Origin of the sequence: Dehalobacter sp. TBBPA1, assembly GCF_040931655.1 — a bacterium.
GTDB lineage: Bacteria > Bacillota > Desulfitobacteriia > Desulfitobacteriales > Syntrophobotulaceae > Dehalobacter > Dehalobacter restrictus.
This window is the reverse complement of sequence record NZ_CP162385.1, coordinates 2,502,849-2,527,425: the sequence shown is the minus strand read 5'-3', so window position 1 is coordinate 2,527,425 and position 24,577 is coordinate 2,502,849. Positions and strand designations below refer to the sequence as shown.

At 45.3% G+C, this 24,577-nt stretch carries 23 protein-coding genes, 2 tRNA genes and 1 other RNA gene; 22 read left to right on the top strand and 4 right to left on the bottom strand.

The features are described 5' to 3' along the window. Window positions 1-179 precede the first annotated feature (179 nt). The 13 genes from AB3489_RS12445 (at window position 180) to AB3489_RS12385 (ending at window position 13,521) form a co-directional block, all read left to right on the top strand. Window positions 180-842 carry a helix-turn-helix transcriptional regulator gene (locus AB3489_RS12445; RefSeq protein ID WP_368293153.1) on the top strand — a complete coding sequence of 221 codons (663 nt, stop codon included), beginning with the start codon at window positions 180-182 and terminating at the stop codon, window positions 840-842. 24 nt (window positions 843-866) lie between these two features. Further along, window positions 867-1,697, top strand: coding sequence for a pyruvate, water dikinase regulatory protein (locus AB3489_RS12440; protein ID WP_019225733.1), 831 nt, complete (start codon window positions 867-869; stop codon window positions 1,695-1,697). After that, the gene (gene ppdK / locus AB3489_RS12435) at window positions 1,690-4,353 is read left to right on the top strand and encodes a pyruvate, phosphate dikinase (protein ID WP_368293152.1); all 2,664 of its coding nucleotides are present in this window, start codon (window positions 1,690-1,692) and stop codon (window positions 4,351-4,353) included. The genes AB3489_RS12440 and ppdK overlap by 8 nt, the downstream gene beginning before the upstream one ends. Window positions 4,354-4,829: 476 nt before the next feature. Continuing rightward, window positions 4,830-5,819 (top strand): deoxyguanosinetriphosphate triphosphohydrolase, encoded by a 990-nt coding sequence (locus AB3489_RS12430; RefSeq protein WP_368293151.1) that lies wholly within the window; start codon window positions 4,830-4,832, stop codon window positions 5,817-5,819. Window positions 5,820-5,945: 126 nt separating this feature from the next. After that, window positions 5,946-7,781: a DNA primase gene (dnaG, locus tag AB3489_RS12425; RefSeq protein ID WP_368293150.1), complete on the top strand. Its 1,836-nt coding sequence runs from the start codon at window positions 5,946-5,948 to the stop codon at window positions 7,779-7,781. A 61-nt stretch (window positions 7,782-7,842) separates the two neighbouring features. After that, window positions 7,843-8,928 carry an RNA polymerase sigma factor RpoD gene (gene rpoD, locus AB3489_RS12420; RefSeq protein ID WP_368294636.1) on the top strand — a complete coding sequence of 362 codons (1,086 nt, stop codon included), beginning with the start codon at window positions 7,843-7,845 and terminating at the stop codon, window positions 8,926-8,928. Between the two features lie 161 nt (window positions 8,929-9,089). Beyond that, window positions 9,090-9,164, top strand: a tRNA-Asn gene (locus AB3489_RS12415). 8 nt (window positions 9,165-9,172) lie between these two features. Continuing rightward, window positions 9,173-9,247: transfer RNA gene (locus AB3489_RS12410), tRNA-Ile, on the top strand. 66 nt (window positions 9,248-9,313) lie between these two features. Beyond that, window positions 9,314-10,177: a tRNA (adenine(22)-N(1))-methyltransferase TrmK gene (locus AB3489_RS12405; protein ID WP_368294635.1), complete on the top strand. Its 864-nt coding sequence runs from the start codon at window positions 9,314-9,316 to the stop codon at window positions 10,175-10,177. After that, window positions 10,162-11,313 (top strand): Nif3-like dinuclear metal center hexameric protein, encoded by a 1,152-nt coding sequence (locus AB3489_RS12400; protein ID WP_368293149.1) that lies wholly within the window; start codon window positions 10,162-10,164, stop codon window positions 11,311-11,313. The genes AB3489_RS12405 and AB3489_RS12400 overlap by 16 nt, the downstream gene beginning before the upstream one ends. Window positions 11,314-11,700: 387 nt before the next feature. After that, window positions 11,701-12,065, top strand: an RNA gene (rnpB, locus tag AB3489_RS12395) — RNase P RNA component class A. Between the two features lie 159 nt (window positions 12,066-12,224). After that, window positions 12,225-12,683: a MarR family winged helix-turn-helix transcriptional regulator gene (locus AB3489_RS12390; RefSeq protein ID WP_368293148.1), complete on the top strand. Its 459-nt coding sequence runs from the start codon at window positions 12,225-12,227 to the stop codon at window positions 12,681-12,683. Window positions 12,684-12,687: 4 nt separating this feature from the next. After that, window positions 12,688-13,521: a DUF6544 family protein gene (locus tag AB3489_RS12385; RefSeq protein ID WP_368293147.1), complete on the top strand. Its 834-nt coding sequence runs from the start codon at window positions 12,688-12,690 to the stop codon at window positions 13,519-13,521. Window positions 13,522-13,598: 77 nt separating this feature from the next. Here the strand turns inward: AB3489_RS12385 and AB3489_RS12380 are convergent, their stop codons facing one another. Both AB3489_RS12380 and AB3489_RS12375 read right to left on the bottom strand, forming a co-directional pair. After that, window positions 13,599-14,054, bottom strand: coding sequence for a hypothetical protein (locus tag AB3489_RS12380; protein ID WP_368293146.1), 456 nt, complete (start codon window positions 14,052-14,054; stop codon window positions 13,599-13,601). 343 nt (window positions 14,055-14,397) lie between these two features. Beyond that, complete coding sequence (locus AB3489_RS12375; RefSeq protein ID WP_368293145.1) at window positions 14,398-14,922, bottom strand: hypothetical protein; 525 nt, start codon at window positions 14,920-14,922, stop codon at window positions 14,398-14,400. 255 nt (window positions 14,923-15,177) lie between these two features. Between AB3489_RS12375 and AB3489_RS12370 the strand changes: the two genes are divergently transcribed. The 7 genes from AB3489_RS12370 (at window position 15,178) to AB3489_RS12340 (ending at window position 21,605) form a co-directional block, all read left to right on the top strand. Continuing rightward, window positions 15,178-16,764 (top strand): LCP family protein, encoded by a 1,587-nt coding sequence (locus tag AB3489_RS12370; protein WP_368293144.1) that lies wholly within the window; start codon window positions 15,178-15,180, stop codon window positions 16,762-16,764. Between the two features lie 449 nt (window positions 16,765-17,213). Then, window positions 17,214-18,026: a DUF5685 family protein gene (locus AB3489_RS12365; RefSeq protein WP_368293143.1), complete on the top strand. Its 813-nt coding sequence runs from the start codon at window positions 17,214-17,216 to the stop codon at window positions 18,024-18,026. A gap of 6 nt (window positions 18,027-18,032) precedes the next feature. Then, window positions 18,033-18,602 (top strand): DnaJ domain-containing protein, encoded by a 570-nt coding sequence (locus AB3489_RS12360; protein WP_368293142.1) that lies wholly within the window; start codon window positions 18,033-18,035, stop codon window positions 18,600-18,602. Between the two features lie 26 nt (window positions 18,603-18,628). Continuing rightward, window positions 18,629-19,039, top strand: coding sequence for a hypothetical protein (locus AB3489_RS12355; RefSeq protein ID WP_368293141.1), 411 nt, complete (start codon window positions 18,629-18,631; stop codon window positions 19,037-19,039). Between the two features lie 379 nt (window positions 19,040-19,418). Continuing rightward, a complete protein-coding gene (locus tag AB3489_RS12350) occupies window positions 19,419-19,865 on the top strand; it encodes a DUF2975 domain-containing protein (protein WP_368293140.1) in 447 nt (148 codons plus the stop codon). A gap of 14 nt (window positions 19,866-19,879) precedes the next feature. Beyond that, the gene (locus AB3489_RS12345) at window positions 19,880-20,098 is read left to right on the top strand and encodes a helix-turn-helix domain-containing protein (RefSeq protein ID WP_368293139.1); all 219 of its coding nucleotides are present in this window, start codon (window positions 19,880-19,882) and stop codon (window positions 20,096-20,098) included. 7 nt (window positions 20,099-20,105) lie between these two features. After that, entirely contained in the window at window positions 20,106-21,605 is a 1,500-nt protein-coding gene (locus AB3489_RS12340) for a DUF4153 domain-containing protein (protein ID WP_368293138.1), read from the top strand. A gap of 212 nt (window positions 21,606-21,817) precedes the next feature. Here the strand turns inward: AB3489_RS12340 and AB3489_RS12335 are convergent, their stop codons facing one another. Next, a complete protein-coding gene (locus tag AB3489_RS12335; protein WP_368293137.1) occupies window positions 21,818-22,705 on the bottom strand; it encodes a metallophosphoesterase family protein in 888 nt (295 codons plus the stop codon). Window positions 22,706-22,879: 174 nt separating this feature from the next. On the opposite strand from AB3489_RS12335, the gene AB3489_RS12330 reads away from it, so the two are divergent. Continuing rightward, entirely contained in the window at window positions 22,880-23,026 is a 147-nt protein-coding gene (locus tag AB3489_RS12330; RefSeq protein WP_019225711.1) for a small, acid-soluble spore protein, alpha/beta type, read from the top strand. A 160-nt stretch (window positions 23,027-23,186) separates the two neighbouring features. Here AB3489_RS12330 and AB3489_RS12325 read toward each other — a convergent pair whose 3' ends face one another. Next, the gene (locus AB3489_RS12325) at window positions 23,187-23,891 is read right to left on the bottom strand and encodes a DUF4412 domain-containing protein (RefSeq protein WP_368293136.1); all 705 of its coding nucleotides are present in this window, start codon (window positions 23,889-23,891) and stop codon (window positions 23,187-23,189) included. Window positions 23,892-24,081: 190 nt separating this feature from the next. Between AB3489_RS12325 and AB3489_RS12320 the strand changes: the two genes are divergently transcribed. Continuing rightward, on the top strand, window positions 24,082-24,549 hold the full coding sequence (locus AB3489_RS12320; RefSeq protein WP_019225709.1) for a DUF1232 domain-containing protein: 468 nt from the start codon (window positions 24,082-24,084) through the stop codon (window positions 24,547-24,549). Window positions 24,550-24,577: the final 28 nt, after the last annotated feature.

Sequence of the window (24,577 nt, the reverse complement as noted above, 5' to 3'; positions counted from 1 at the left end):
CTGGAGGTATTTTGGATATTTTCCTAAAATATATTTTTTGTTTTTCTTTTTAATGATAAGGCTTTCCTTTTTTCGAATATGTTATATAATATAGTAATATGACATACTATATCATTGGATTACCGTCAATGTGCTACGATATTTGAACTTTAGTTTCTATTTTCCGGAGGGTGAGAAAAATGCAGCTTTCCGAGCGCCAGGAGAAGATCCTCGAACTTGTGAAAAAATCCAGCCCGATGACGGGAGAACAAATAGCCAGTCAGCTGAATTTGAACAGGGCGACGTTAAGACCTGATCTGACAATTCTGACCATGGCGGGTGTATTGGAGGCGCGTCCCCGAGTCGGCTATTTTTATAATGGAAATGCTGGACCTTCACCTATCGCCCAAAGGTTCAGGCAGCTCAGAGTCGGTGATTTCAAATCAATTGCAGCTGCGGTCAAGGAGAGCATCTCGATTTACGATGCAGTCGTATCCATGTTTACCAACAATGTCGGCAGCCTGATCGTGATTAATGATGAACGTGAGCTTAAGGGGATGGTTTCCCGCAAGGATATCCTGAAGGCTTCACTTGGCAATATGGATCTGCACGGGATGCCGATCAGTGTCATCATGACCAGGATGCCGAATATTATCATGGCTGCATCCGATGAATCCGTACTCGAGGCCGCCAGAAAGCTGGTACAGCACCAAATTGATACGCTTCCGGTCGTCGAAAGCTATATCAATGAGGGAGGCCGCGAAAGTTTTGAGGTAGTTGGCAGATTTACAAAGACCAATGTAACCAGCCTATTTGTAGAACTGGGCCAGGATAAATTTCCAAATACCGCAAAGTGGTTTTAGAGGAGAAAGCGAGGGGGTGTTTTGGTGACCGATCAAATCCCGGTAATTTATGTAATTTCCGATGCGCTGGGAGAGACGGCAGAGTTTGTCAGCAGAGCGGCAGCAGCACAGTTTAACGGAATAAAGACAAAAATTCGCCGGGTGCCTTATGTTCTGGACGAAACGCATATTGATGACATCCTGGAAGAAGCGGTAGAGGAACAGGCAATTCTCGTTTACACGCTGGTCCTGACAAATTTGAGGCTCTACATAGAACGACGGGCCAAGGAAAAAAATCTGATCACCATCGATATTTTGAGTCCGCTGATTTCGGCATTGGCTGATAAAACCGGACTTGATCCCAAAAATATACCCAATGTTACGCACCGACTGGATGAACAGTACTTTCGGAAGGTAGAGGCTGTGGAGTTTGCAGTTAAATATGACGATGGCAAGGACCCGCGAGGACTGCTGTATGCTGATGTCGTCCTAATAGGCGTGTCCCGGACCTCAAAAACACCGCTAAGCATGTACCTTGCCCATAAAGGGATTAAGGCTGCGAATATCCCGCTGGTGCCGGAAGTGACACCGCCCCGGGAACTGTATGAAGTTCCCCGGAATAAAGTCTTCGGGTTGATCTTAAGCCCGGAAAAACTGAACCAAATACGCAGTGAACGGCTGAAAACGCTGGGACTTGGAGCATCTGCCGATTATGCCAATCTGAACAGAATTATGGAAGAGCTCGACTATGCCAAACAGATCATGAAAAAGATTGGCTGTGTAATCATAGATACCACCAATAAAGCGGTCGAAGAAACCGCAAGTGTGATTCTGCAGAAAGTAACAATAAACGGGGAGTTGAGAAAAGATGGTTGACAAAAAATATGTGTACTTGTTTCGTGAAGGCAGTGCCGACATGAAAAACCTTCTTGGAGGCAAGGGAGCAAACCTGGCTGAAATGACCAACATCGGACTGAATGTCCCGCAAGGCTTTACGATTACCACGGAAGCCTGCCTCGAATACTATGACTGCGGCGAGCAGCTGCCCGGAGGATTATGGGAACAGATCCTTCCCGCAATCCAGGATGTCGAGAGGGCAAGCGGCAAGAAATTTGGCGATCCCGAAAATCCGCTTCTGGTTTCGGTCCGTTCCGGTGCGAGGGTTTCCATGCCTGGGATGATGGATACAATCCTGAACCTCGGTTTGAACGAAGGAACAGCCAGCGGCGTCAGCAAGGCAACAGGCAATGAGAGATTTGCTTTTGACTGCTACAGACGCTTTATCCAGATGTTTGGCGATGTCGTACTTGGAATTGCCAGCCACAAATTTGAGAATATCCTGGAAGAAGTCAAAGAAAAGCAGGGTGTGACGTTCGATTCCGAGCTTTCTCCGGAAAGCCTGAAAGGACTTGTGATCAAGTTTAAAGCGCTTGTTAAGCAGGAGACCGGCGTACCATTCCCTGATGATCCGTATGAACAGCTTAAGGAAGCGATCACCGCCGTTTTCAAATCCTGGAACAACCACCGGGCGATCGTGTACCGGAAAGCCAATGGTATTCCGGACAGCTACGGCACCGCCGTCAACGTCCAGTCGATGGTATTTGGCAACATGGGTAATGACTCCGGTACGGGCGTGGCCTTTACCCGGAACCCGTCAACCGGTGAAAAACACTTGTATGGGGAATATTTGATGAATGCCCAGGGTGAAGATGTCGTTGCAGGCATCCGTACACCACTTTCGATTGATAGCCTGCAAAGTGACAATCCGGAAATTTACCGCCAATTCAGTGAGATCGCCAAGAATCTGGAAAACCATTATAAAAACATGCAGGATATCGAGTTCACGATTGAGAAAGGCAGACTCTACATACTCCAGACCCGTAACGGAAAATGTACGATTTCTGCTGCGATCCGCATTGCTGTTGAACTTTGTCAGGAAGGCCTCATCACCAAAGAAGAAGCAGTCGAGAGAATTGATCCGCATCAGCTGGAAAAACTGCTGCACCGCAGAATCGATGATGCCGCGAAGCTCGATGTTGTAGCGACAGGACTGCCTGCCTCACCTGGAGCAGCTTCCGGCAAGATTATCTTCAGTGCGGATGAAGCCGAAAAGCTTGGCCAGGCCGGAGAAAAAGTCATCCTCGTTGGTACGGAAACCACCCCGGACGATATTCACGGCATGCTTGCAGCCCAAGGGATTCTGACCAGCAGAGGAGGCATGACCAGCCACGCTGCTGTTGTAGCCAGACATATGGGCAAACCTGCAGTCTGCGGTTGTGACGCTTTGAAAATCAACCTTGCCGACAAGATCTTTATGATTGGCGATGATGCTTATCCCGAAGGTACCGAGATTACGATCGACGGCGCAACAGGCAGGGTCATCAGAGGAACTGTTCCGATGAAGGATCCTGACTTAAGCGGTGAATTCCAAAAAATTCTGGAGTGGTCTGATGGAATCAGAAAGCTTCAGGTTATGGCCAATGCCGATAATCCACCTGATGCCGCCAAAGCAAGAGAATTCGGCGCCCAGGGCATCGGACTTTGCCGGACGGAGCACATGTTTATGGATCCTGCCCGTATCCCGATTGTCCAGAAGATGATTCTGGCTCAGACGCTTCCCGAAAGAGAAGCTGCCTTGGCTGAACTTCTGCCGATGCAGGAAGGCGATTTCTACGGCATTTTGAAGGCCATGCACGGACTGCCGGTGACGATTCGTCTGCTGGATCCGCCTCTCCATGAATTCCTGCCAAATGGCGAAGAACTTGCTCTCGAGATTCAGGAATTAAAACTCACGGCCAACCTGCAGGATGAAAAAGTCCAAAAGGAAATCAAGGCTAAAGAGGTTCTGCTGAAGAAAGTCCGCGGTCTCCAAGAGATGAATCCGATGCTCGGGCATCGCGGCTGCCGTCTTGGAATCTCGTATCCGGAAATCTACGCGATGCAGTCCAGAGCTATTTTTAAAGCTGCAGCTAGACTCGTGAAAGAAGGAGTTGACGTGCGTCCGCATGTCAAGATCCCGCTTGTCATTCATCATAAAGAACTTGAAATTCTGCGCAAGCAAACCGAGGAAATCGCTCAGGAAATCATCAAAACCGAAGGCGTCAAGATCAACTACCAAATCGGAACGATGATCGAAGTGCCGAGAGCGGCGCTTACCGCAGACGAAATTGCACCATTTGCCGAGTTCTTCTCGTTTGGAACCAATGACCTTACCCAGACTGTTTTAGGCTTCTCCCGTGACGACGCTGAAGGCAAATTCCTGCCCGACTATTTGAACCAGAATATCTTGGCCAATAACCCATTTGCAGTCTTAGACCGGGACGGCGTTGGCAGGATCATGAAGATCTGCGTCGATCTCGGACGTAAAACAAATCCGGGCATCAAAATCGGAATCTGCGGTGAACACGGCGGAGATCCTTCCTCAATCGAATTTTGCCAGGAAATCAACCTGGACTATGTCTCCTGTTCACCCTTCCGCGTACCAATTGCCCGCCTAGGCGCTGCGCAGGCTGCCTTAAAGAATCGGGCTTAAGCGGCACTGCACGATATCAAAACCTAGACCAATGGGAATGACGTCATCAATAACATTGAGGCGTCATTTTTTTTGTTTGGGTGGTTGTAGTTGTAGGCTGTATTATGGTACCCAGACCTACCTACCCGAATATTGAGAGGTCTTGTCAGTATAATGTCTTTACGTAATGTGGTAAGCAATCAGCCCCAGAGCGCAGTTAACTGACAATTTAACGTAAAAGATGACTTTTGCAGTATTTTGTAAATATTTTATTTTATGATACAATTTAATACTTTAAGCAGGATTTTTAAACTTAATGTTGAATTAAACAGTTAAAGAATTGAAAGAACGTCTGAAGGTTTTTTGTGAAAAATAAAAGACGAAGTACAAAGTCTTAGCTTATTCCGCCAGAAAGTGGCGGAATTGTGGCCTCAGGTGCTATTTCTTTTGTTTTCGCGTCTGATCCCTTTTGATTCTTGTGAAGAAGGTGGTTATAGATGTCCCAGTCGATCAGGTTAAGAACGGAGGAACATGAATTTCAGCGGCTCTCGCCTCTGGCAGCGAAAAGTGCCGAAGCAAGGAGAACGAGAGAAGAAGTCGAATGCAGCGTTCGAACCAGGTTTCAACGAGACAGGGACAGGATTTTGCACAGCAAGCCTTTTCGCCGTCTGAAACACAAAACGCAGGTCTATATTGCTCCTGTCGGAGATCACTATCGAACCAGGATGACGCACAGCCTGGAAGTCGCACAGATCTGCCGGACTATCGGCCGGGCGCTGAGCTTAAACGAAGATTTGATTGAGGCAATTTCCCTGGGGCATGATGTCGGTCATACACCTTTTGGACACGTCGGAGAAGAAACGCTGGCCTCCCTGATCGGCCATTTTGAACACAATGAACAGTCGGTCAGAATCTACACTGTCCTTACCGGAGACGGCGAGGGCCTAAACCTCACGGAGCAGGTTCTGGACGGAATTCTACACCATACCGGTCCTGGGATGCCCAAAACATTGGAGGGGCAGATTGTAAGGATTGGAGACAGGATTGCCTATCTCTGCCACGATTTTGACGATGCTTTGCGCGCTGAGATTCTGTCCGTGAACGATCTTCCGGCCACGATCAGAAAAGAGATCGGCTCCAGCACCAGCGAAATGATCACGACCATGGTCCTCGATATGATTCAGGCTTCCGAAGGCAAGGGCACGATTTGTCAGTCCGCAGAAATTTCCGCAATCATGAAAGAATTCCGCGACTTCATGTTTGAGAGAGTATACTACAGCAGCTCACTGCAGGAGGAACGCAGCAAAAGCCGATTGATTTTGGGAATTCTTTTCGATTACTACCTGCATCACCCGGAAATTCTGCCTGAAGATTATCTGAGATGGACAGGGGGAGATCTGAAACAAGCCATCACTGACTATGTTGCGGGTCTGACAGATAACTATGCCATCAGCATCTTCAAACATCTTTTTATTCCTAAAGAATAGCAGGGAGATAAAGTACTAAACAAAAAGTGCAAAAAATTGTCTCAAAATAAGAAGGAAAAATAAAAAGTTTATCGAAAAAGATAAAGACTTGTCAGAAAAACGTAAATCCATGAAGGGCGTGCTGGTATGGATTATAAAATATCTGAGGATTTTATTGAAGAAGTACGCCGCCAAGCTGACATTGTTGAAATTATCTCTGAACATGTGGTGCTGAAACGTACGGGCAAAAACTATCAAGGGCTTTGTCCGTTTCATTCTGAAAAGACACCGAGTTTCAATGTAAATCCCGATCGTCAGATGTTCTACTGTTTTGGCTGCCACACCGGCGGAAATGTTTTTTCTTTCCTGATGAAGAAAGAAGGCTTAGCCTTCATCGAAGCTTTGAAGAAGGTAGCCGGGAAGTATGGGATGGCGCTGCCGGAAAGAGAGCTTTCTTCGGAGGAAAGGAAGAACGAAGCCCAGCGCAGCCGCTGGCGGGAGATTCATGAGTGGGCTGCCTGCTACTACCACGACGTGCTTCTGCATCGTCCCGAAGGACAGGATGGACTGGCTTACTTTGAACACAGAGGGATTGGCCCCGAAGTCATCCGGGATTTCCGTCTTGGGTTTGCGCCGGACAGGTGGGATGGCTTGATCAGGGAGCTTGCAGACAAAGGAGTCGCACCGGAAGAACTGGCTGAATTCGGGCTCGCTGTCCGTAGGGAAACCAGTGAGCATGAAATCAGTTATTACGACAGGTTCCGCAACAGAGTGATTTATACCATCCTCGATGTCAAAGGGGCTCCGATTGCTTTTGGCGGAAGGGTGCTCGATGATTCTACACCTAAATATCTGAATTCACCGGAAACAAAATTTTTTCATAAAGGACGCAATCTTTACGGCATTCATCTGGCTTCCCGGGGAATCAGGGAGGCAGGGTATTCTTTACTCCTTGAAGGGTATATGGATACAATCGCAGCGCAGAGAGCAGGCTTCACAAATGCTGTCGCCTCACTCGGAACCGCCCTGACTAAGGATCAGTCCAGGCTGCTTAAAAAATATTCAGGCAAGATCGTAATCGGCTATGACTCGGATAAGGCAGGGATTCAGGCAGCCCTGCGCGCCGGTGAGATCCTTCTTGATGAAGGCCTGAACATTCAGGTGCTGCTGCTCGAGGATGCCAAGGATCCTGATGAATTCCTGAAAAAGCACACCGTCGCTGAATTCCGCAAGAAACTCGAAAATACCATTACTTTCATCGAGTTTAAATATAAAATGCTGATCCGGGACACCCCCCTGCGGACCATACCGGATAAAGCAGAGCTGATCAGAAAGCTTGCTCCCGATATCCTTAAAGTTTCAAGCGTAGTTGAGAAAGAAGGATATGAAAGATATCTAAGTCTGGAGCTCGGTCTCACGCTCGAAGCAGTTCAGCACGAGATCGACAGCTTGACGAAGAAAACCAGAGGAAACAGGGGCAATTCCGAAATTTTTTCGCAACAACAGGATATTTCTGTAAAAAAAAGAAATACTATAGAAGGGACGGACATTGACAGTTCTAACGAATCTTATGTCCATTTAGGAGTTTTCCGGGCCGAACAGACCATTCTCAGAATCATCCTGGAGAATCCCAATTATAAAAATCAAGTAGCCGACAACCTGGATAAGGAATTTTGGAGGCTGCAGGAACATAGATATATCTTCGAGAATTTCCCGGAAAACAGTTTGAATCTTATCAATGATGACAGCTGGTATGAGAAGGTTCAAAGGCGTCTTGCCGAAATATATGAATTGTCCATCGATTTCGATAAAGCCGATATGCTCCTTAAGGACTGCATTGCTTTGATTAAGGAGACAAAGAAGAAAGAGACGATCGAAGATTTGCAGGCCAAAATGATTTTGTTGGAAAAAACTGGAGATATGGCTGGGGCGCTTGTCCTGCTCCAGGAGATAGGAGAGCGGTTGAAACGTGGCGAGAAATAATAAGAAACAATTTGTTGCGAATTATCCGCTGGAAGGGGAGAATTCCGTGACCGTAGATGAAATGAAAAAGGAAAATGTCTCGACTTTAATTGAGCTGGGCAAAACCAAGGGTAATCTTACCTATGATGAGATTGCCAATGCTTTGCAGAAGGTCGACCTTTCTGAGGACCAGATTGAGGAGATCTATGACCAGCTGAGCGGGCTCGGCATTGATGTTGTTGACGACAGCGTCGAAGTGGTTATCGACAAAGAAACAAAAGATCTTGCCGACGAGATCGCTAATGAAACAGACATTGACCTTTCCATTCCTGAAGGTGTGGGGATCGACGATCCCGTCAGGATGTACCTGGAGGAGATCGGCCGGGTTCCTTTGCTGACAGCGGAAGATGAGATTGAACTGGCTCTCAAGATGGAGGCCGGGGATGAAATGGCCAAGCGCCGTCTGGCGGAAGCAAACCTGCGTCTGGTGGTCAGTATTGCCAAGCGCTATGTGGGCCGCGGCATGCTTTTCCTGGACCTGATCCAAGAGGGCAATCTTGGTCTGATTAAAGCTGTGGAAAAATTTGATTACCGCAAAGGCTTTAAATTCAGTACGTATGCAACCTGGTGGATCAGACAGGCCATCACGCGCGCGATCGCCGACCAGGCCAGAACGATCCGCATACCGGTTCATATGGTCGAAACGATTAATAAACTGATCCGGGTCAACAGACAGCTCCTGCAGGAACTGGGCCGCGATCCAACCCCGGATGAAACAGCCAAGGTCATGGAGATACCGGAAGAACGTGTGCGGGAGATCTTAAAGATCGCTCAGGAACCTGTTTCTTTGGAAACACCGATCGGGGAAGAGGAAGATTCCCACCTCGGAGATTTTATTCCCGACGAGGATGCTCCGGCTCCCTCTGAAGCCGCGTCATTCATCCTGCTCAAGGAACAGCTTGAAGAGGTCCTTGAGACGCTCACCCCAAGAGAAGAGAAAGTCCTCAGACTGCGTTTCGGACTCGATGACGGACGCACCAGGACTTTGGAGGAAGTCGGCCAGGAATTCGGCGTAACCAGAGAAAGAATCAGGCAGATCGAGGCCAAGGCGCTGCGCAAGCTCCGCCATCCAAGCCGCAGCAAAAAATTGAAGGATTATTTAGACTAAAAATCAGGATTTTCTTAAAAAATTCTTGTTATGCTAAAGACAATAAATAAGACTAAAAAGGATTAAGAAAAGTTGAGATAAATCCAGATAACGCAAGATAAAATTGATAAAACATGCTTGACCATCGCGCAATAATTCCGTATAATAAACGTCGCAGGCTTTCCTCGATAGCTCAACGGTAGAGCAATCGGCTGTTAACCGATAGGTTGCTGGTTCGAATCCAGCTCGGGGAGCCATATTTTTTGGGCCTATAGCTCAGCGGTAGAGCGGCCGGCTCATAACCGGTTGGTCCCTGGTTCGATCCCAGGTGGGCCCACCACCAAAAATAATGAATTTGAAATCAAAAACAAAACTCTGGTGCAAGCCGGAGTTTATTGTTATAGGGATGATAACATTGAGGAATACAATGGTTTCAGAACAGCAAGATAATAAGCTGGAAAATAAAACGGCCATAAAGCTTGGCTCCCGCCTGGAGACAATTGCGTCACTGGTGCCCGCCGGCGCCAGAATCGGGGATATCGGTACGGACCACGCCTATCTGCCTGTCTATCTGGTACAGGCCGGAGTGATTTGCCAGGCTGTCGGGGTAGATGTCCACAGAGGGCCTTATGAATCTGCTGTCGAAAATGTTAAAGCCTATGGATTACAGGACAACATCCAGATCCGGCACGGAGACGGACTGATTCCGCTGGAGTCCGGAGAAGTCGATACATTGGTCATTGCCGGTATGGGCGGCGTGACGATCCTCGAAATACTCGCCACGAAGCCGGACGTACTGCAGAGTGTTCAGACATTGATCCTTCAGCCGCAGGGCGCAGAAAACAGGGTCAGATTCGAACTGCTTTCTGAGGGTTGGAGGCTGAGCGAAGAATGTCTGACAGAAGAAGACGGCAGGCTGTATACCGTCATTTGCCTGTCCCGCTCAGAAGGTCTGGATAGAGAGGAAGTCGAACAGCGGATGAAGCAGGTCATTCAGGATATTGCCGCGGACTGTACCGGAGTGCCTGGGTTGGAAGCAGCAAAGGATCTGGAACAGACGCTGCGTAATTTCATCTGGCAGCTCGGACCGCTGATCATCGAACGCAAAGAACCCCGGTTAAACGACATCATTGCTGACACCACGAGCAATCTCAGAAGGGTCGTTCTGGAAATGATGCGCACAAACAGGGCTGCAGTTTCCCAGAGGGCAGAACAGATGAGGCAGGAAATCGCCATGATGGAGGTAATAAAAAGATGGCTGTATCAGTAGGCCAGGTTGAACAACTCATCGAAAAGATAGCGCCGCGTTCCTGGGCAGAAGACTGGGACAATCCCGGACTCCTGGTCGGCAGCAGCGCCCAGCGCGTCAATAAGATTTTACTGACGCTGGACGGAACCATGGAAGCCGTCGAAGAAGCTGTTTCGGAAAAAGCTGAACTGATTGTTTCCCACCACCCGCTGCTGTTTAAACCGCTGAAGAATCTCCGTATGGACAACCAGGCGGCCTTGGCCCCCCTATCGCTTTTCCGCAATGGGATATCATTTTATGCTGCCCACACGAATCTGGACCAGTCGTATCTGTCGTCGAGCCTGAAGTTTGCGAAAATGCTCGGACTGCAGAAAACAGAGTTCCTGGAAACCACCTCTGCTGAGAAACTGATTAAGATCGTCACTTTTGTTCCGGAAGAACACGTCGAGACCATCCGGAAGGCTCTGACCGCCGAAGGCGTCGGCAGTGGAATTACCGATGGCGAGCACAGTGATGCCTACAGCGAATGTTTCTTCCAGACGAACGGTGAAGGCATGTTCCGGGCGCTGGACGGAGCCGAGCCAACTATAGGAAAAGTTGGAGAGCTGACCAGAGTACCCGAGATCCGGCTCGAGAGCATTGTCGAAGAGCGCAGCCTTGGCAGGGCGATTAAGGCTTTGCATAAGGCACATCCGTATGAAGAACCCGCTTACGACCTGATACCACTCCGAAATACCGGGAAACCCAGAGGATACGGGGTGATCGGAACATTACTGAAACCTGTCAGACTAGCCGATTTGTGGGAAGGATTTCTGAAGCAGCTTACGGAGAAGTATGGCCATGACTGTTCTTCAGTGCGATTGGCAGGAGATCCTGACAGAAAGATCAAAAAAATTGCCATTTTAAATGGCAGCGGAAGCAGTTTTGTGGCGAAGGCTGCCTTTAAGGGTGCTGATTTATATATCACAGGAGAGATCGGCTACCATAACGTGCTGGATTGTCTCGAATCAGGTATGGCCGTCGGTGAGCTCGGGCATTTTCTTAGCGAAATCCCAATGATCCATGCACTTTACGATTATATTAGAGCCGATCGAACAATGGATGACGTAGAACTGGTTATCAGCGCGGCGAGCAAAATACCGTGGTTGAAGCGTTGATAAAGTTATCAACATGACTGAATTGTCTGAAAGATAAATCTATAGTTGGTTCCAATAGCGTCCTGGTTATTTTTGGGCGGATGATCATAAGAACTCAAAAGTTATGCACAATTTGTTCACAACTTGTGCATAACTAAGAATTAAAATAATTACAAAATTATAGGGAAAATTTGATTATAGTGTTATAAATTGTAGCTTGAATTTTGTTTTTGGAATGATATACTGTGATTACGCCGTAATTTGTCGAAGCAACTAATGTCGAAACAAATCATTGAATTCCTGATATACGCTATATGAAATAGGCAACAAATTGATTACGGCGATTTACTTTAGATACGCTTAAGAATTATTTGACCAAACACAAATAATCTAGTAAGATTGGATAGCGAAGTCAATCGGATGGTCGCGGGGACAAGTGCCGAAAGGTCGTCTCTGAGGAAAGTCCGAGCTCCACAGGGCAGGGTGCCGGGTAACGCCCGGCGGGGGGAGAATCCCTTCGAGGAAAGTGCAACAGAGATATACCGCCGCTGCCAAGCGGTAAGGGTGGAAAGGTGAGGTAAGAGCTCACCGGCAGTCAGGTAACTGGCTGGCCCTGCAAACCCCACCTGGAGCAAGACCAAATAGAGGAACGATGGAGCTGCCCGCTCTGTTCCCGGGTAAGGTCGCTTGAGACTGTCGGTAACGGCAGTCCTAGATAGATGATCATCACCTCGCAAGAGGTACAGAACTCGGCTTACAGGTTGACTTCGCTTACATAATTTGTTTATAAAAATTGAATGTTATACCGCACATCTTCAGTTTTGCTATGTCTTAGCGGAAGAGAGCAGGCTGGTTATTGACAAAAGGTAACATGTTACGTATACTAAAAAAGTAACATGTTACCTTTTTTGTGTTTATGGAGGTAAAAAATAATGAACGAACTGGAACAGCAGGCTGATATTTTCGGAACTATCTTTGTATTGTCAAACAAGCTGCAGGTACTTGGGGATGCTTTTGATCAGAATATTACCATTAAGCAGTGGCTTTTTTTAGTCAGTGTAGCCCGTTTTGAAGAACCGCCGACGGTTAGCGAAGCAGCTGATTATATCGGTTATTCCAGGCAGAATGCCAAACGCCTGGCAGCGACGCTCGAAGCAAGCGGATTTATAACTATCTCCAAAGACAAAAATGATGCCAGAGCTTTGAGAATTGCACTCACCCCCAAATTTAACACCTATTTTGGCGAACGGAGACACAGGGAATTAGCATTCATGCAGAAGCTTTTTAACGGATTTGAACCTGAATCAACAAATGGATTTTACCAAGGGCTAGTCAAGCTCGGCCGCAATATCGAAATGATGGAGAATGAAAATGAAAAGATTAAGGAGTAAAAAAATGATAACGTTAGGTGTTGTTACAGGTATTCTTGCAGCGATTATTTTGCTGGCCGTCGTTTACTTTATCCAACCCTATTCGTCTTTAAAATCAGACTTTAATAAGACGGCTGCCCAGCTTATTTCCGAGACCCGACCGGAAACAGAAATGTTTTCGCAGCAGGATATTGCCCATCTGCCTGAGCCTGTACAAAAATATTTTAATCACTGCGGCTATATCGGTACTTCCAAAATGTCCTGGATGAAAACCGAATTTAAAGATGTACCTTTCTCCACCGGCGTGGATAAAGCAACGCTTACCATTGACTATACGCAGTACAACTTTGTTGAAACGCCGAACCGCTTGGCTTTCATTGACAGTGCGATGTACGGAATACCTTTTCAGGGCTTCGACAGCTACAATCAGAGCGTGGGCTCCATGAAAGGCGTGATCGCCAAAGCCTTTACGCTGTTTGACCAAAAAGGTGTCGAAATGGATAAGGCCTGTCTGGTAACGGTTCTCGCAGAGAGTTTGTATGTACCGAACATTGCCTTACAAGACTACATCACTTGGGAAGCGATTGACGATACGCATGCCAAAGCGTCGATTACTTCCTTCAGTATAAGTGCGAGCGGCATCTTTACCTTCAATGAAGTGGGAAAAATGTTTGAATTTACCACCAATGACCGAATGGCTGTAGGTTTTGACGGCAGTAAGCAAAGCATCCCCTGGTCGGCGGTATATGAAGGTTATGAGAGGAATGAGAACGGCATTTTCAAACCGACCATTTTAAAGGCAGTCTGGCATTATCCAGAAGGTGACCTGACATATTTCAACGGAAAAATTTCTTCTTAATCAAGGCAAATTAAACGGTTATAAAAAGAAAAGACCTCATATAAAATTAAGAAAATAAATAAATTTAGAGAAAATATTTATCGTTTAGCTTCAAGCCGTTCTAGTCTTTCAGAAACACGTTGATTGGTTTCGATTTGACTCTCGCGGAAATCGAATAAAGCATTGACTTTTCCAGAAAGATCATGCTCCACACGCGCTTGGCTTTGGCGCGTATGGATGATGTCCCCCTTAATCGTTTGTATGTCCTGCTGCATCAGCTCTTGGCTAACAGCAATTGTATCTATACTCGTCCAGATTTGCTGCTGGCCTGCCTTGAGCTCTTGCTGATTAGAGTGAAGCTGCTGCTGACTTGCCTTGAGCTCTTGTTGATCAGAGTGAAGCTGCTGCTGACCGGTCTTGAGCTGTTGCTGATCAAAGTGAAGTTGCTGCAGCCCTTCTTCAAACCGATCCTGCCGGTTATCAAGTCGTTCCATTCTTTTCCCAAGAGAACCCAATTGATCCAGTACCAGTTCCTGAAATTGATCGTTATCCATCTGGTTTACCCCCTTTCAGTTGAGGTTACTTCCTACTGTCCTTATTATACCATATAATGGATGATATGAGAACGTATGTTTGCTTGAAGTATTTTTGTTTTTGCCTTTGGACAAAGATATAAGTATATTTTACAGTGTTTCTAGTGCAATGGAAATGGTCTGGATGACCAATTTATGTTGGCAACAGCATTGTCTAGGACAAATTATATAATCGAGTACCTTCAGGCTGGCTTTTCAGATTACCTGACTGAAGATCAAAACTTTTTATTTTGAAAATGGCACTAACAAAAGTTCTACTTGAGGTCCATAGATCTTTTGTTTAACTGCCTGAAATTGAAATCATTTAGATCAAACGCACATTCATATTCACGGTTGGATGATCTTCAACGGAATCTTGGATGAGATTATTACTATAGGATTTTTGGGATTTTTGGTGTTTTAGATACTGAGCATAGTGTTGCAGCCATAAGGCATGAAATTCCTTATCAATCTTAAAGTCTATGAGCTTATCTAATAAATCTGAATTTAGGTTTTCTTCTACTAAATCAGCGTATATTTCCAAAATCTGATTTTCTAAGGCAAACCCAATCTTACAGATATTTTCCTGCCCGGCTAATTCAATCGCCTCCCCGATAATGCTCCCTGCAATGTCAGCAATACTTGCTTTGATTAGCGGGATGTCTATGTTATGTTCACGAAAAAGCTCAGTAAAAAATTCAGCATGCATTTTATCAGCTTCGACGATTTTGAATAGAGCTTTGTCAAATATCGGGTCGTCGCTTTCGGACAATTGGGACTGATAATAATGGATCTGAAGGTTCTCCAGCTCGTAGATCCTTTTTAATTTTGCTGTTCGTTTTTCATCCATTTTTAATCTCCTATAGAAGAGTAAGTATTTATTTTAGAAGAGCAAGTATTCATTAGTTTTCTCTGGTTTTGTAAAAATTATTTGCCAACGATCTCTCAAATTGCATGCCGAGAATAATGGTACGATCTCAAAGATCAGATCAAATCGATTTCACTAAGCAAGAAATGTTGGATATTGCGATAAAATTTATTGCTTGGTTTGCAGAATAACAAAAAATTGGTATTGATACATGCGGTAATAAGTGGTATGTTTTTTATGGCACAAAATCAAAATGGGGTGAATGTATTGGTTGAAAAAAAGAGAAAGAAGAAAAAACTGAAAAAAGTTTTTATGATCATAGCACTGGTAATCGCAGGCATTGTTGCCGGGACGGCAGCATTTGCCTTCTATTTCGCTAAAGGAGGCAATCTGCCCGGCGACAGTGTGAATTTGAACAATCGGGTCAGTATTCTTTTGATCGGGACGGATAAAAGGCCAGGGGCAAGTTCTTACAATTCGGACTCGATCATTGTAGCCAGCTTTGACCCGAAGACGAAACTTATTTCCTTACTGTCCATTCCGAGAGACACCCGGGTAACACTCCCCGGATCAAAAAGCTATTGTAAGATCAATGCCGTTCCCATGTTAAAAGGGATTCCGGAGCTGGAAAAACAAGTTACCGAACTGACCGGTATTGAGCTGGATGGGTATGTCCTGACGAATTTTAATGGGTTCAAGGATATGATCGATACGCTGGACGGGATCACCATTGACGTGGAAAAAGACATGAAATATGAGACCGGGGATAAAGAGGACGGCTATATCAACCTAAAAGCCGGGGTACAGGAATTAGACGGGACAAAAGCGCTCCAATATGCCCGTTTCCGTCATGACGCAACCGCCGATATCGGGAGAACGGCCAGGCAGCAGAAAGTACTGACTGCTGTGGGTAAAAAAATGCTTCAGCCTGCCACCCTATTAAAATTGCCCGAGCTGATTCCGGAATTAATGAAGGCTGTGGAAACAGACTTGTCTCTGAAAGATCTCCTAAAACTCGCCGGGGCGGCCAAGTCTTTTGAAGACGCAACGATCGTGACCCAAACACTGCCCGGCGATGCAATTAATCTTGATGGGTTAAGCTACTGGGAGGTAAACAGAGACGCAGCCAAAGAAGTCGCTCAGAACCTTCTTTTAGGTAAAACCACTGATAAAGTCTGGGACAGCACGGTCCTTGCCTCCTTGGATCCGGAAGTTAAAGCCCACCTTGCGGCCCCGTCTACGGCAGCTGCGATTGATATACCGGAAATATCCGGCGTAACTGCACCTGAACCGGGGGCGATACCCGTGACAACGATCCAAACGGAGCAGTATTCAGGAACAATCACCTGGTCGCCTGCTGACAGTACCTTTGTTGACGGCCAGGAATACACGGCGACGATTACGCTTGTTCCTAAAGCAGGGTATACCTTAAAAGGCGTCGGTGCGAACTTTTTCACCGTACCGGGAGCAGCAGCGCATAATGCTGCAGGATCCGGGGTCATTACGGCAGTGTTCAAGGCGTTACCACCTATAACGTCAGCAGCCACCATCGACATTTCGGAAATAGCCGGGGTTACACCGCCTGCACCGGGAGCGGCACCTGTGACAGCGATCACCGTAACGGAGCAGTATACCGGGTCGGTCACCTGGACACCGGCCGACGCCCCCTTTGTGGAAGGCCAGCAATACACAGCGACCATCACGCTGGTTCCGAAAGAAGGATATACATTGGAAGGCATTAGCGCAAACTATTTCACAGTGCCGGGTGCAACAGCGACAAACGCGGCCGGATCGGGGGTCATAACAGCGGTATTTTTACTATGATGCCGTATACCAATACCGTATTAACCAGCCGGGGTTGTCCAACAAAACTGCCTTTGAAGTCAGGCTGAAGAGATCCTGATTACAAAGGCAGAATACCGCGTACGGCGGAACGGTTTTGGTCAAGTTTTGTTTATAATGGCAATTCGGGGGAGCGCAGCCTTTTGTCCGCTGCTGTTCTGAGTTACCGGGAAGATGGAGGTTATATTCATTTTTATATTAGCAGTAAATTTTCGCAAAACAAAATATTCGTAGTTGCATCAACATTTTCCTTCTGGTATAATTGCGTTATCGTAAATCAAAGGGGAGTAGCTGGATAATAAAGTCGTCAAGACGGATTTCGATCCCGGCTTTATTGCAATTGACTGATTGTAAGCGAGACCTTTGCCCTTGGGGGTGAAGGTTTTTTTATTTATATTTAAATAAGATATGAATGAAGTCAGGTGAAAAATATGTTCGGTTATGTCGTCGCCAATATCGATAAGCTAACTGCCGAAGAAAAACTCCACTATCGGTCGTGCTACTGCGGTTTATGCCAGACGCTGGGAGACCGTCACGGCATCCTTAGCCGTATCACACTAAACTATGACATGACTTTCCTCGTACTGTTCCTTTCCGCGCTTTATCAGAAAGATACCACCATTCAAACCGGGCGATGCATCATGCATCCCCACAAACCTCACTGTTATTGGCATAACGAGATCTCAGATTATACCGCCGATATGAGTATTGTCCTGACTTATTTCAAATTTCTCGATGATTGGAAGGACGAACGGAAGATCCTGTCGCTGGCTGAAGCCAAGCTGTTCGAAAAGAAATACAGGCAGGCTGCCATCCGCCATCCCAGGCAATGTGCTGTCATCAGTGAGTGCTTGAACACCCTTTCCGACATAGAAAAATCAGGGGAACTGAAACCGGATATTCCTGCAGGTTGTTTCGGCAGACTCATGGGCGAAGTCTTCGTTTTCCAAGAAGATGACGATGCCCAAGATTTACGTAACTTTGGAAAATCACTTGGCAAATTCATTTACATTATGGATGCCTGTCTTGATCTCAAAAAGGACATCCAAAAGGAATGCTATAATCCGCTGACTGCGTTGTCAACAGACCATTTTCCGCAAATATTAAATCTGCTTATGGCCGACTGTATGGAAAAATACCGGCAACTGCCAATCAAACGCGATCAAAACCTTATTGAAAACATTCTCTTTTCAGGCGTTTGGACAAGGTATGAAGCAGCGAATAAGAAAGTAAAGGGGAGATAAGAAAGAATGATATCCGATCCTTATCAAGTACTTGGTGTTCCTCAGACGGCTGCGGATGATGAAATAAAAAAGGCCTATCGCAAACTGGCCAAAAAATACCACCCGGACCTGAACCCCGGCAATGCGGAAGCGGCTAAAAAAATGAGTGAAATCAATGCCGCTTACGAACAGATCAAAAGCGGAAACCCCTACCCAAACACCTATTACAACGGGAGCAACGCTTCCCGGGAATATGCTTCCTCAGCGTATGATTCGGTAAAACACTATATCAATCTGGGCTATTTTCGCGAGGCGCTGAATATTCTGGCCAGGATGAGTGACCGAAGTGCCGAATGGTACTATTGCAGTGCTGTTGCCAATGCCGGTATCGGCAACATCATCACGGCGCTGAACCACGCCGAAACAGCGGTACGCATGAATCCTGGCAATCCGGAATACCAACGCATCTTGAATATGCTGCAACGCGGCGGACGCGTTTATCAGCAACAAAGACGCGGCTTCGGCATGCCGAATGACACGCTGGACAAACTCTGTTTTGGCTTATGTATCGCGGACCTTTGCTGTCCGTTCTGTTGATGAAAATAGCGTAAGGAGTGTGGGCAATGGGTAATTTGAAAAATAAGCTGACACGTTTGATGATTGGCCGGTACGGCATTGATCAGTTGTATTATGCTTTACTTGGGGTCTGGTTTGTATTACTGATCGCCAATACGTTTATCCGTTCAGGAATCATCAGTATTTTAATGGGGGTCGTTCTGGCTGGAATGATCTTCAGAACCTTATCCCGAAACATCTATAAAAGACGCCAGGAAAACGATAAATTCATGAAAATGTGGAATAGGATTAAGGCTGAAGGTTCTTTGACGATGCGCCGAATCAAAGAAATTAAAACCCACCGTTTCCGCAAATGCCCGCACTGTAAAAGAGTACTTCGGCTGCCGCGGCGAAAAGGCAAACATACAGTAAAGTGCCCTTGCTGCCATCATGAATTCGAGCTCTGTATCCGCTTATAACTAAGAACAAATAAATTTGATCATAGTAGTACTTCATAAACAATAAGAACTAAAAAGAATAACCTTGGAACTTTCAAGTCATTCCAAGGTTATTTTTTTTGGTTAATATTTTGCTTTGAGGATCTGTTTAATATCTTTTTCCATAGAAGAACGAATAAACCAAACTGCAAGTGGGTTACAAAGCTGCATTTTGTTTTCGTTACAAAGACCGCGTTTTGATTTACAAAATGGCATCTCGCCTTTCAATTAAGTTTTCAATTTAGTCGTTTGAGTTTATCTATAAACAACATAAATATATTGATAAATGATAAATTAATATTGACTTACAATAATATACCATTTACAATAGAACCAAAATAGATAGAAAGGGTATGATACAATGTGGAATCCAAGTAAGTCCGTAAAACTATCTTCCATTTGTACCAAGATCGCCATTGTCCTGGTCATATGTGCAGCTTTTGCTATGCCGAATTTAATCCCTACATATGTAAACTATACAGGAAAAGATCCTGAAATCATTCATTCCTTGCTCCTAACGGTCTATGCCTGTGTTCTGCCGGGGATGTTATCTTTGATCTGCCTTGGCAGGCTTCTTTCCAACATCAGGCGGGAAGAAGTGTTTGTGGAAAAAAATGTCAAACTCCTGCGGGTGTTGTCATGGTGCAGTTTTGTCGTCTCCGCCATTTTGTTCATCTCAGGATTTTATTATATTCTTTTTGTGATTATAGCCGTTTGTGCCGCTTTTTTAGGGCTGATCCTGAGAGTGATCAAAAATGTTTTTGAACAGGCGATTGTTATCAAAAGAGAAAATGATTTTACGATTTAGGGGAGGGATTCTCATTGATTGTCGTTAATCTCGACGTTATGATGGCAAAAAGAAAAATTTCTGCCGGTGAGCTGGCGGATAAAATCGGAATCACTCCGGCTAATCTTTCAATTCTAAAAAACAACAAGGCAAAGGCTATCCGCTTTTCCACACTGGAAGAAGTTTGCAAAGTTCTGAATTGCCAGCCCGGAGATTTATTAGAGTATCGGAAAGGAGAACAGGAAGATGAATAACAGGGAGATGAATAATAGAGAGATGAATAACAGTACGGATACGGCAACCTATACAAGGAGTGATATTGTTTTCGCATTGGCCATGCTGGTCTGCGGCTTCTTATATTGGAATCTGATCCTGGCTGCCGGTCTTGGTGCGGGTGTTACCTTATTTGCAGCAGTATTCTGTCTGTCTACCGTCCTATATCTGAAATCAGGTAAGTTCCGTCAAACAAGAACGAGCTGGTTGTGTTTCATTGTCATTATCCTGTCGTCCCTGGTCTTCTTGCTTTTTGATAATATCCTGATCAAAGGACTGAATTTTATCTTTCTTACAGCCGCTGTCATCTATTGGATCAGCCTGTTTACGGGCAGAAACCTGGAGAAAAGAATCTCCGCCTATATCCTGGGCGATCTTTTTAATCAGGTTTTGGTCATTCCATTCCGCAATTTTGCCTGCTGCTTTAGCGCGGTCAAGAGACTGTTTGGCAGAAATCAAAAGGGGAAATCCCTTCTGGCCGGCGCGGTTGGTATTCTTGTGATGATTCCGATCCTGGCCGCAGTCATCAACCTATTGACACGAGCCGATGCTGTTTTCGCAGGGATGATCGCCAATCTGCAGTTTTCGGTATCGATGAATATTATCGTCCAGATATTGATGGGAATTCCCGTCGCCTGTTATCTGTACGGATTGATTTACGGCGACCGGCATGGGAGGAATACGGGATATGTCACCGTCGAGACTGTTGACAAAACGGCCGCTGCTTTCCGTTTTTCCCCGGGAGTGACCGTATACACCGCCTTGACAGCGTTGAATCTTGTCTTTATGGTTTTTTTCCTTTCTCAGATCACCTATCTTTTCTCGGCATTCAATGACCGTCTCCCGGAACTCATGACGCATGCGGAGTATGCCCGCAGAGGTTTTTTTGAACTTTGTGCGGTAGCCGGGATCAATATGGTCGTGATTACGGTGGCCCATCTTATTGTGAAAAGGGACAAGGTGAGGATTCTGCAAATAGAAACAGTCATTTTATGCCTTTTCACCCTGATGTTGATCATTACGGCCATTAGCAAGATGGTGATGTACATCCATTATTTTGGTTTGACCCCGCTGCGTGTCTATACGACTTGGTTTATGCTTGTGCTGCTCTTTCTGTTTGCGGTGATTGCCGTCAGACAGTTTAAAAAATTTAACGCAGCCAGGATCATGCTGGTCGGATTTGTAGTGTTTTTCATGATCCTGAGCTACGGGAACATCGACGGCCGAATCGCTGCCTATAATATTGACAGGTACAGTAACGGAACCCTGGAGAATCTCGATGTGCAGGCTTTGTCCGGCTTGTCTGATGCAGCGGTCCCGTACATCTACACCTTATACCAGGAAACAACGGATCAGAGCCTGAAGGCGGATCTTAAAGCAGCCATTGATCAATCAGCTGGATCTGCGCTTGGAGCGTCGCGTCAAGAAACATTCCGGGATTTCAATTTTCAGCGGCATACGGCGGAAAGCATCAGACATATGCTCTGATAGCTCCGGCAGCCAATACAAAAGGGCTGTAACACCACTTAGCCCCAAATGAAGGATAGGTTATTTTAAATCGCTATCCAACGGCGTTACTTACAGTCCCAGTCATCAATAAGGAGCGGACGCTGTCAATGATCGGCGTCATGGTTTCGGTCGGGCAAGTGCGGAGCTTGTAAATATCATGACGATACAAAATAAGAGGAAAGACCAGAGACTTAAAGGTATTCCTTTAAGTCTCTGGGTCCTGCAAGAACTTCTCGGCCTATATACAAGGTACCGTTATCCTTGGTTTTGATATTCCATTTAACCAGTGTAATATTGCCTTCCGCGATCTCTATGCCTGTGATCGAACGCGGATGAACACAACTGCCGTCATTAAAATATAGCGGTTTCCCCGCATCAGGGAACATGGGCCTATGGGTGTGACCGGCAATCAGCATGTGCTTTTCCTGGTTGACCCATTCAGTAAGGTTTTGTTCTATAGAATCCTTCTTATGATAATTTTTGGCTGTACTGGTGGGGTCTTTAAAACCGAACAACTCAAGTTTCTTCCATACATATCTGACCAGAAATCTTCTTAACCCCCAAAACGTATAGTCCAACATACTGCCTTGGTGCCCGTGGATCAAAAGAATTTTTCGGTCTGAATCCTTATACCGTAAAACAAGCCCCTCGTGAAATTTAACATTCTCAAATAAAGGAACGTGACGCTTTTCCTCGGCATCATAGTACCGGTTAAAGCATTTCTGTACAAAATGATCATTGCTTTTGACCATGTCATGGTTTCCGTAAATGAAATAAAGGCGGCCTTCATTATAAAATCTTTGCAGGAGTGAAAATGTATCCTTATGAACAGGCACGATGTCCGACATGTTTTTATACTTCCACAGTTCGTCACCGTCACCAAGCTCGATATACGTGTACTGTTCCTTATAATAATGCGTTAACGCTGCAAAATACAGATTCTCATTCCCGGAAAAATCGTCAGCCCAGCTGCCGTCCCCCCTATGGACATCACTCATTAAAATCATCTTTGAGGAATCGTCAATAGGGATTTCTTCAGCAGATTGAAAAGCTTTGGATATACGATCCACAGCGTTCATAGGATACCACCCGCCCAAAAGCATCTTCGTTTAATGTCAATATATTCAGGGGGTGGTATCAAGAGTGCCGGTCTTTTTTTGACTATATGATCTATAACAAAAACTGCCAGTGTAGAAAAGGTAAATATGTTAATAATAAGTGTACATTCCAAAAAGGAAAGGAGGGAAAAAGTAATGGCAAAATATAGACTTCCTATAGACAAGAGTCAGGCAGCTAGTTCAATGGGTGTAAACTTAGGCCCTGATACATCTGCTAGACAAAATGGTTCCGTAGGTGGATACATGGTGAAGAAGACTTTTGAAAGCCTCGGCATGCGTTAAGACTGATTTTCGAGAGCAAATGATTATAAGCCGGAAGGGAACCGTGAGAGTGACGGTTCCCTTTTCTTTAACCTTAAATAGGATACCTCAGAATTTCAATCATTATACCGGTAAAAAATTCCTAAAAGTATGGAAGAAGTCATGGATATCCTCATGGGATTTATTGAATAAGAATTTCTTTCGGTAAGTCAAATGTACCTTCGGGGATGGAACCTGCACCGACTTTAATGTCTGTATATTCTGAGGTGTTGGTCTGCCCATCCTGAACCAGTTCAAACTTAATGACGATTCCGTATTTTGTGCTTAACCAATCTTTATAATTCCCTTGGCCGCTGGTTACAGAAATTATTTTGCATTCCAATCCGTTAAGCGTTTGTGTTCCGATGATTTGGTAACTTACATCAGCATTTTCATCTGTATCTAATGCCAGTGAATAGTCCATGGGGGTAATATTGTCATTCCCTTTATATTCGTTAATATTTACCTTGGCAGCCACATTTTGTCCTGGCCGGTAGGAAACGATTTCTCCGTTTTCCAAATCGAAGATGGAGACCGTTCTTTGCCCATTCGTAATCGTATCCGTTTTCATTTTGGTATCTTTAAACCAAACGTTGCTTTCGGAAGATACTCCCGCATTCGTTGTTACAAGATGATAAGAAATCTCTCTGAGACCTGTACCTTTCATAATTAAGTTTGAAACCACTTCCTGATCACAGGTGTTATCACTGGTGTCATCGGTTCCAGCGGAGGAAACTGCAGCCGAAGGAGCAGCAGAATTGTTTTTAAAGCTGCAAGCGGAAAGGATCAAGGTACTTATGAGCAATAGGACGGTAATCGTAAGAAGCTTCTTGTCAGTGATTTTCATGATTTACCTTCTCCAAGCGTAAGCGTTTATTGTCGGTTAAGAAGACATTCGTCATGGACAGGAAAATACCCTTTGAAACCTTGGTGCAATTGTTAGAGAAAGAAGATACAATAAAAGCAATAAAAGACGACGCCTATAAAATATTCTGTTGTACATAAAATAACGAAAAATAACGAAAAGAGGTTAGATCATGAGTGACCAAATGAGGAACGACCATGAGAACGACCATGATGATTTTTATCAATCTCTAAGGAAAAAGATCAAGGATTACTTCACAAGTGAGGAAGGTAAAACGAATAAGTATGCAGAGTATATCCTGATTGCCCCCGACTTATTTCATCTTCTGTGCAAATTGACTATAGACAAGGAAGTCAACGTAGACGATAAAGCAAAACTGGCGATTGCGATTGCTTATTTTGTCTCACCGATTGATTTAATCCCTGAGCTCTTTGTAGGACCGGTAGGATTTGTTGACGATATATCCGTGGCTGCTTATGTCCTGAACACCATTATTAATAACACGAACCCGGAAGTTGTCCGCAGGCACTGGGCCGGTGAGGGTGATATCCTGATTAAAGTCCAGGAAATCATAAAAGTTGCCGATAATATGGTTGGCACCGGACTGTGGAAGAAAATTAAAGAGATGCTTAGTAAATAACGCAATAGCATATAACAAAGAATGAAGA

Coding starts and splice junctions, on each gene's coding strand:
- rpoD (WP_368294636.1), top strand. CDS start 7,843: ATGAAAAAGGAAAATGTCTCGACTTTAATTGAGCTGGGCAAAACCAAG.
- AB3489_RS12325 (WP_368293136.1), bottom strand. CDS start 23,891: ATGAAAATCACTGACAAGAAGCTTCTTACGATTACCGTCCTATTGCTC.
- AB3489_RS12385 (WP_368293147.1), top strand. CDS start 12,688: ATGATAACGTTAGGTGTTGTTACAGGTATTCTTGCAGCGATTATTTTG.
- AB3489_RS12335 (WP_368293137.1), bottom strand. CDS start 22,705: ATGAACGCTGTGGATCGTATATCCAAAGCTTTTCAATCTGCTGAAGAA.
- AB3489_RS12355 (WP_368293141.1), top strand. CDS start 18,629: ATGGGTAATTTGAAAAATAAGCTGACACGTTTGATGATTGGCCGGTAC.
- AB3489_RS12365 (WP_368293143.1), top strand. CDS start 17,214: ATGTTCGGTTATGTCGTCGCCAATATCGATAAGCTAACTGCCGAAGAA.
- AB3489_RS12390 (WP_368293148.1), top strand. CDS start 12,225: ATGAACGAACTGGAACAGCAGGCTGATATTTTCGGAACTATCTTTGTA.
- AB3489_RS12380 (WP_368293146.1), bottom strand. CDS start 14,054: ATGGATAACGATCAATTTCAGGAACTGGTACTGGATCAATTGGGTTCT.
- AB3489_RS12445 (WP_368293153.1), top strand. CDS start 180: ATGCAGCTTTCCGAGCGCCAGGAGAAGATCCTCGAACTTGTGAAAAAA.
- AB3489_RS12405 (WP_368294635.1), top strand. CDS start 9,314: ATGATAACATTGAGGAATACAATGGTTTCAGAACAGCAAGATAATAAG.
- dnaG (WP_368293150.1), top strand. CDS start 5,946: ATGGATTATAAAATATCTGAGGATTTTATTGAAGAAGTACGCCGCCAA.
- AB3489_RS12350 (WP_368293140.1), top strand. CDS start 19,419: ATGTGGAATCCAAGTAAGTCCGTAAAACTATCTTCCATTTGTACCAAG.
- AB3489_RS12400 (WP_368293149.1), top strand. CDS start 10,162: ATGGCTGTATCAGTAGGCCAGGTTGAACAACTCATCGAAAAGATAGCG.
- AB3489_RS12320 (WP_019225709.1), top strand. CDS start 24,082: ATGAGTGACCAAATGAGGAACGACCATGAGAACGACCATGATGATTTT.
- AB3489_RS12375 (WP_368293145.1), bottom strand. CDS start 14,922: ATGGATGAAAAACGAACAGCAAAATTAAAAAGGATCTACGAGCTGGAG.
- ppdK (WP_368293152.1), top strand. CDS start 1,690: ATGGTTGACAAAAAATATGTGTACTTGTTTCGTGAAGGCAGTGCCGAC.
- AB3489_RS12360 (WP_368293142.1), top strand. CDS start 18,033: ATGATATCCGATCCTTATCAAGTACTTGGTGTTCCTCAGACGGCTGCG.
- AB3489_RS12430 (WP_368293151.1), top strand. CDS start 4,830: ATGTCCCAGTCGATCAGGTTAAGAACGGAGGAACATGAATTTCAGCGG.
- AB3489_RS12330 (WP_019225711.1), top strand. CDS start 22,880: ATGGCAAAATATAGACTTCCTATAGACAAGAGTCAGGCAGCTAGTTCA.
- AB3489_RS12340 (WP_368293138.1), top strand. CDS start 20,106: ATGAATAATAGAGAGATGAATAACAGTACGGATACGGCAACCTATACA.
- AB3489_RS12370 (WP_368293144.1), top strand. CDS start 15,178: ATGGCACAAAATCAAAATGGGGTGAATGTATTGGTTGAAAAAAAGAGA.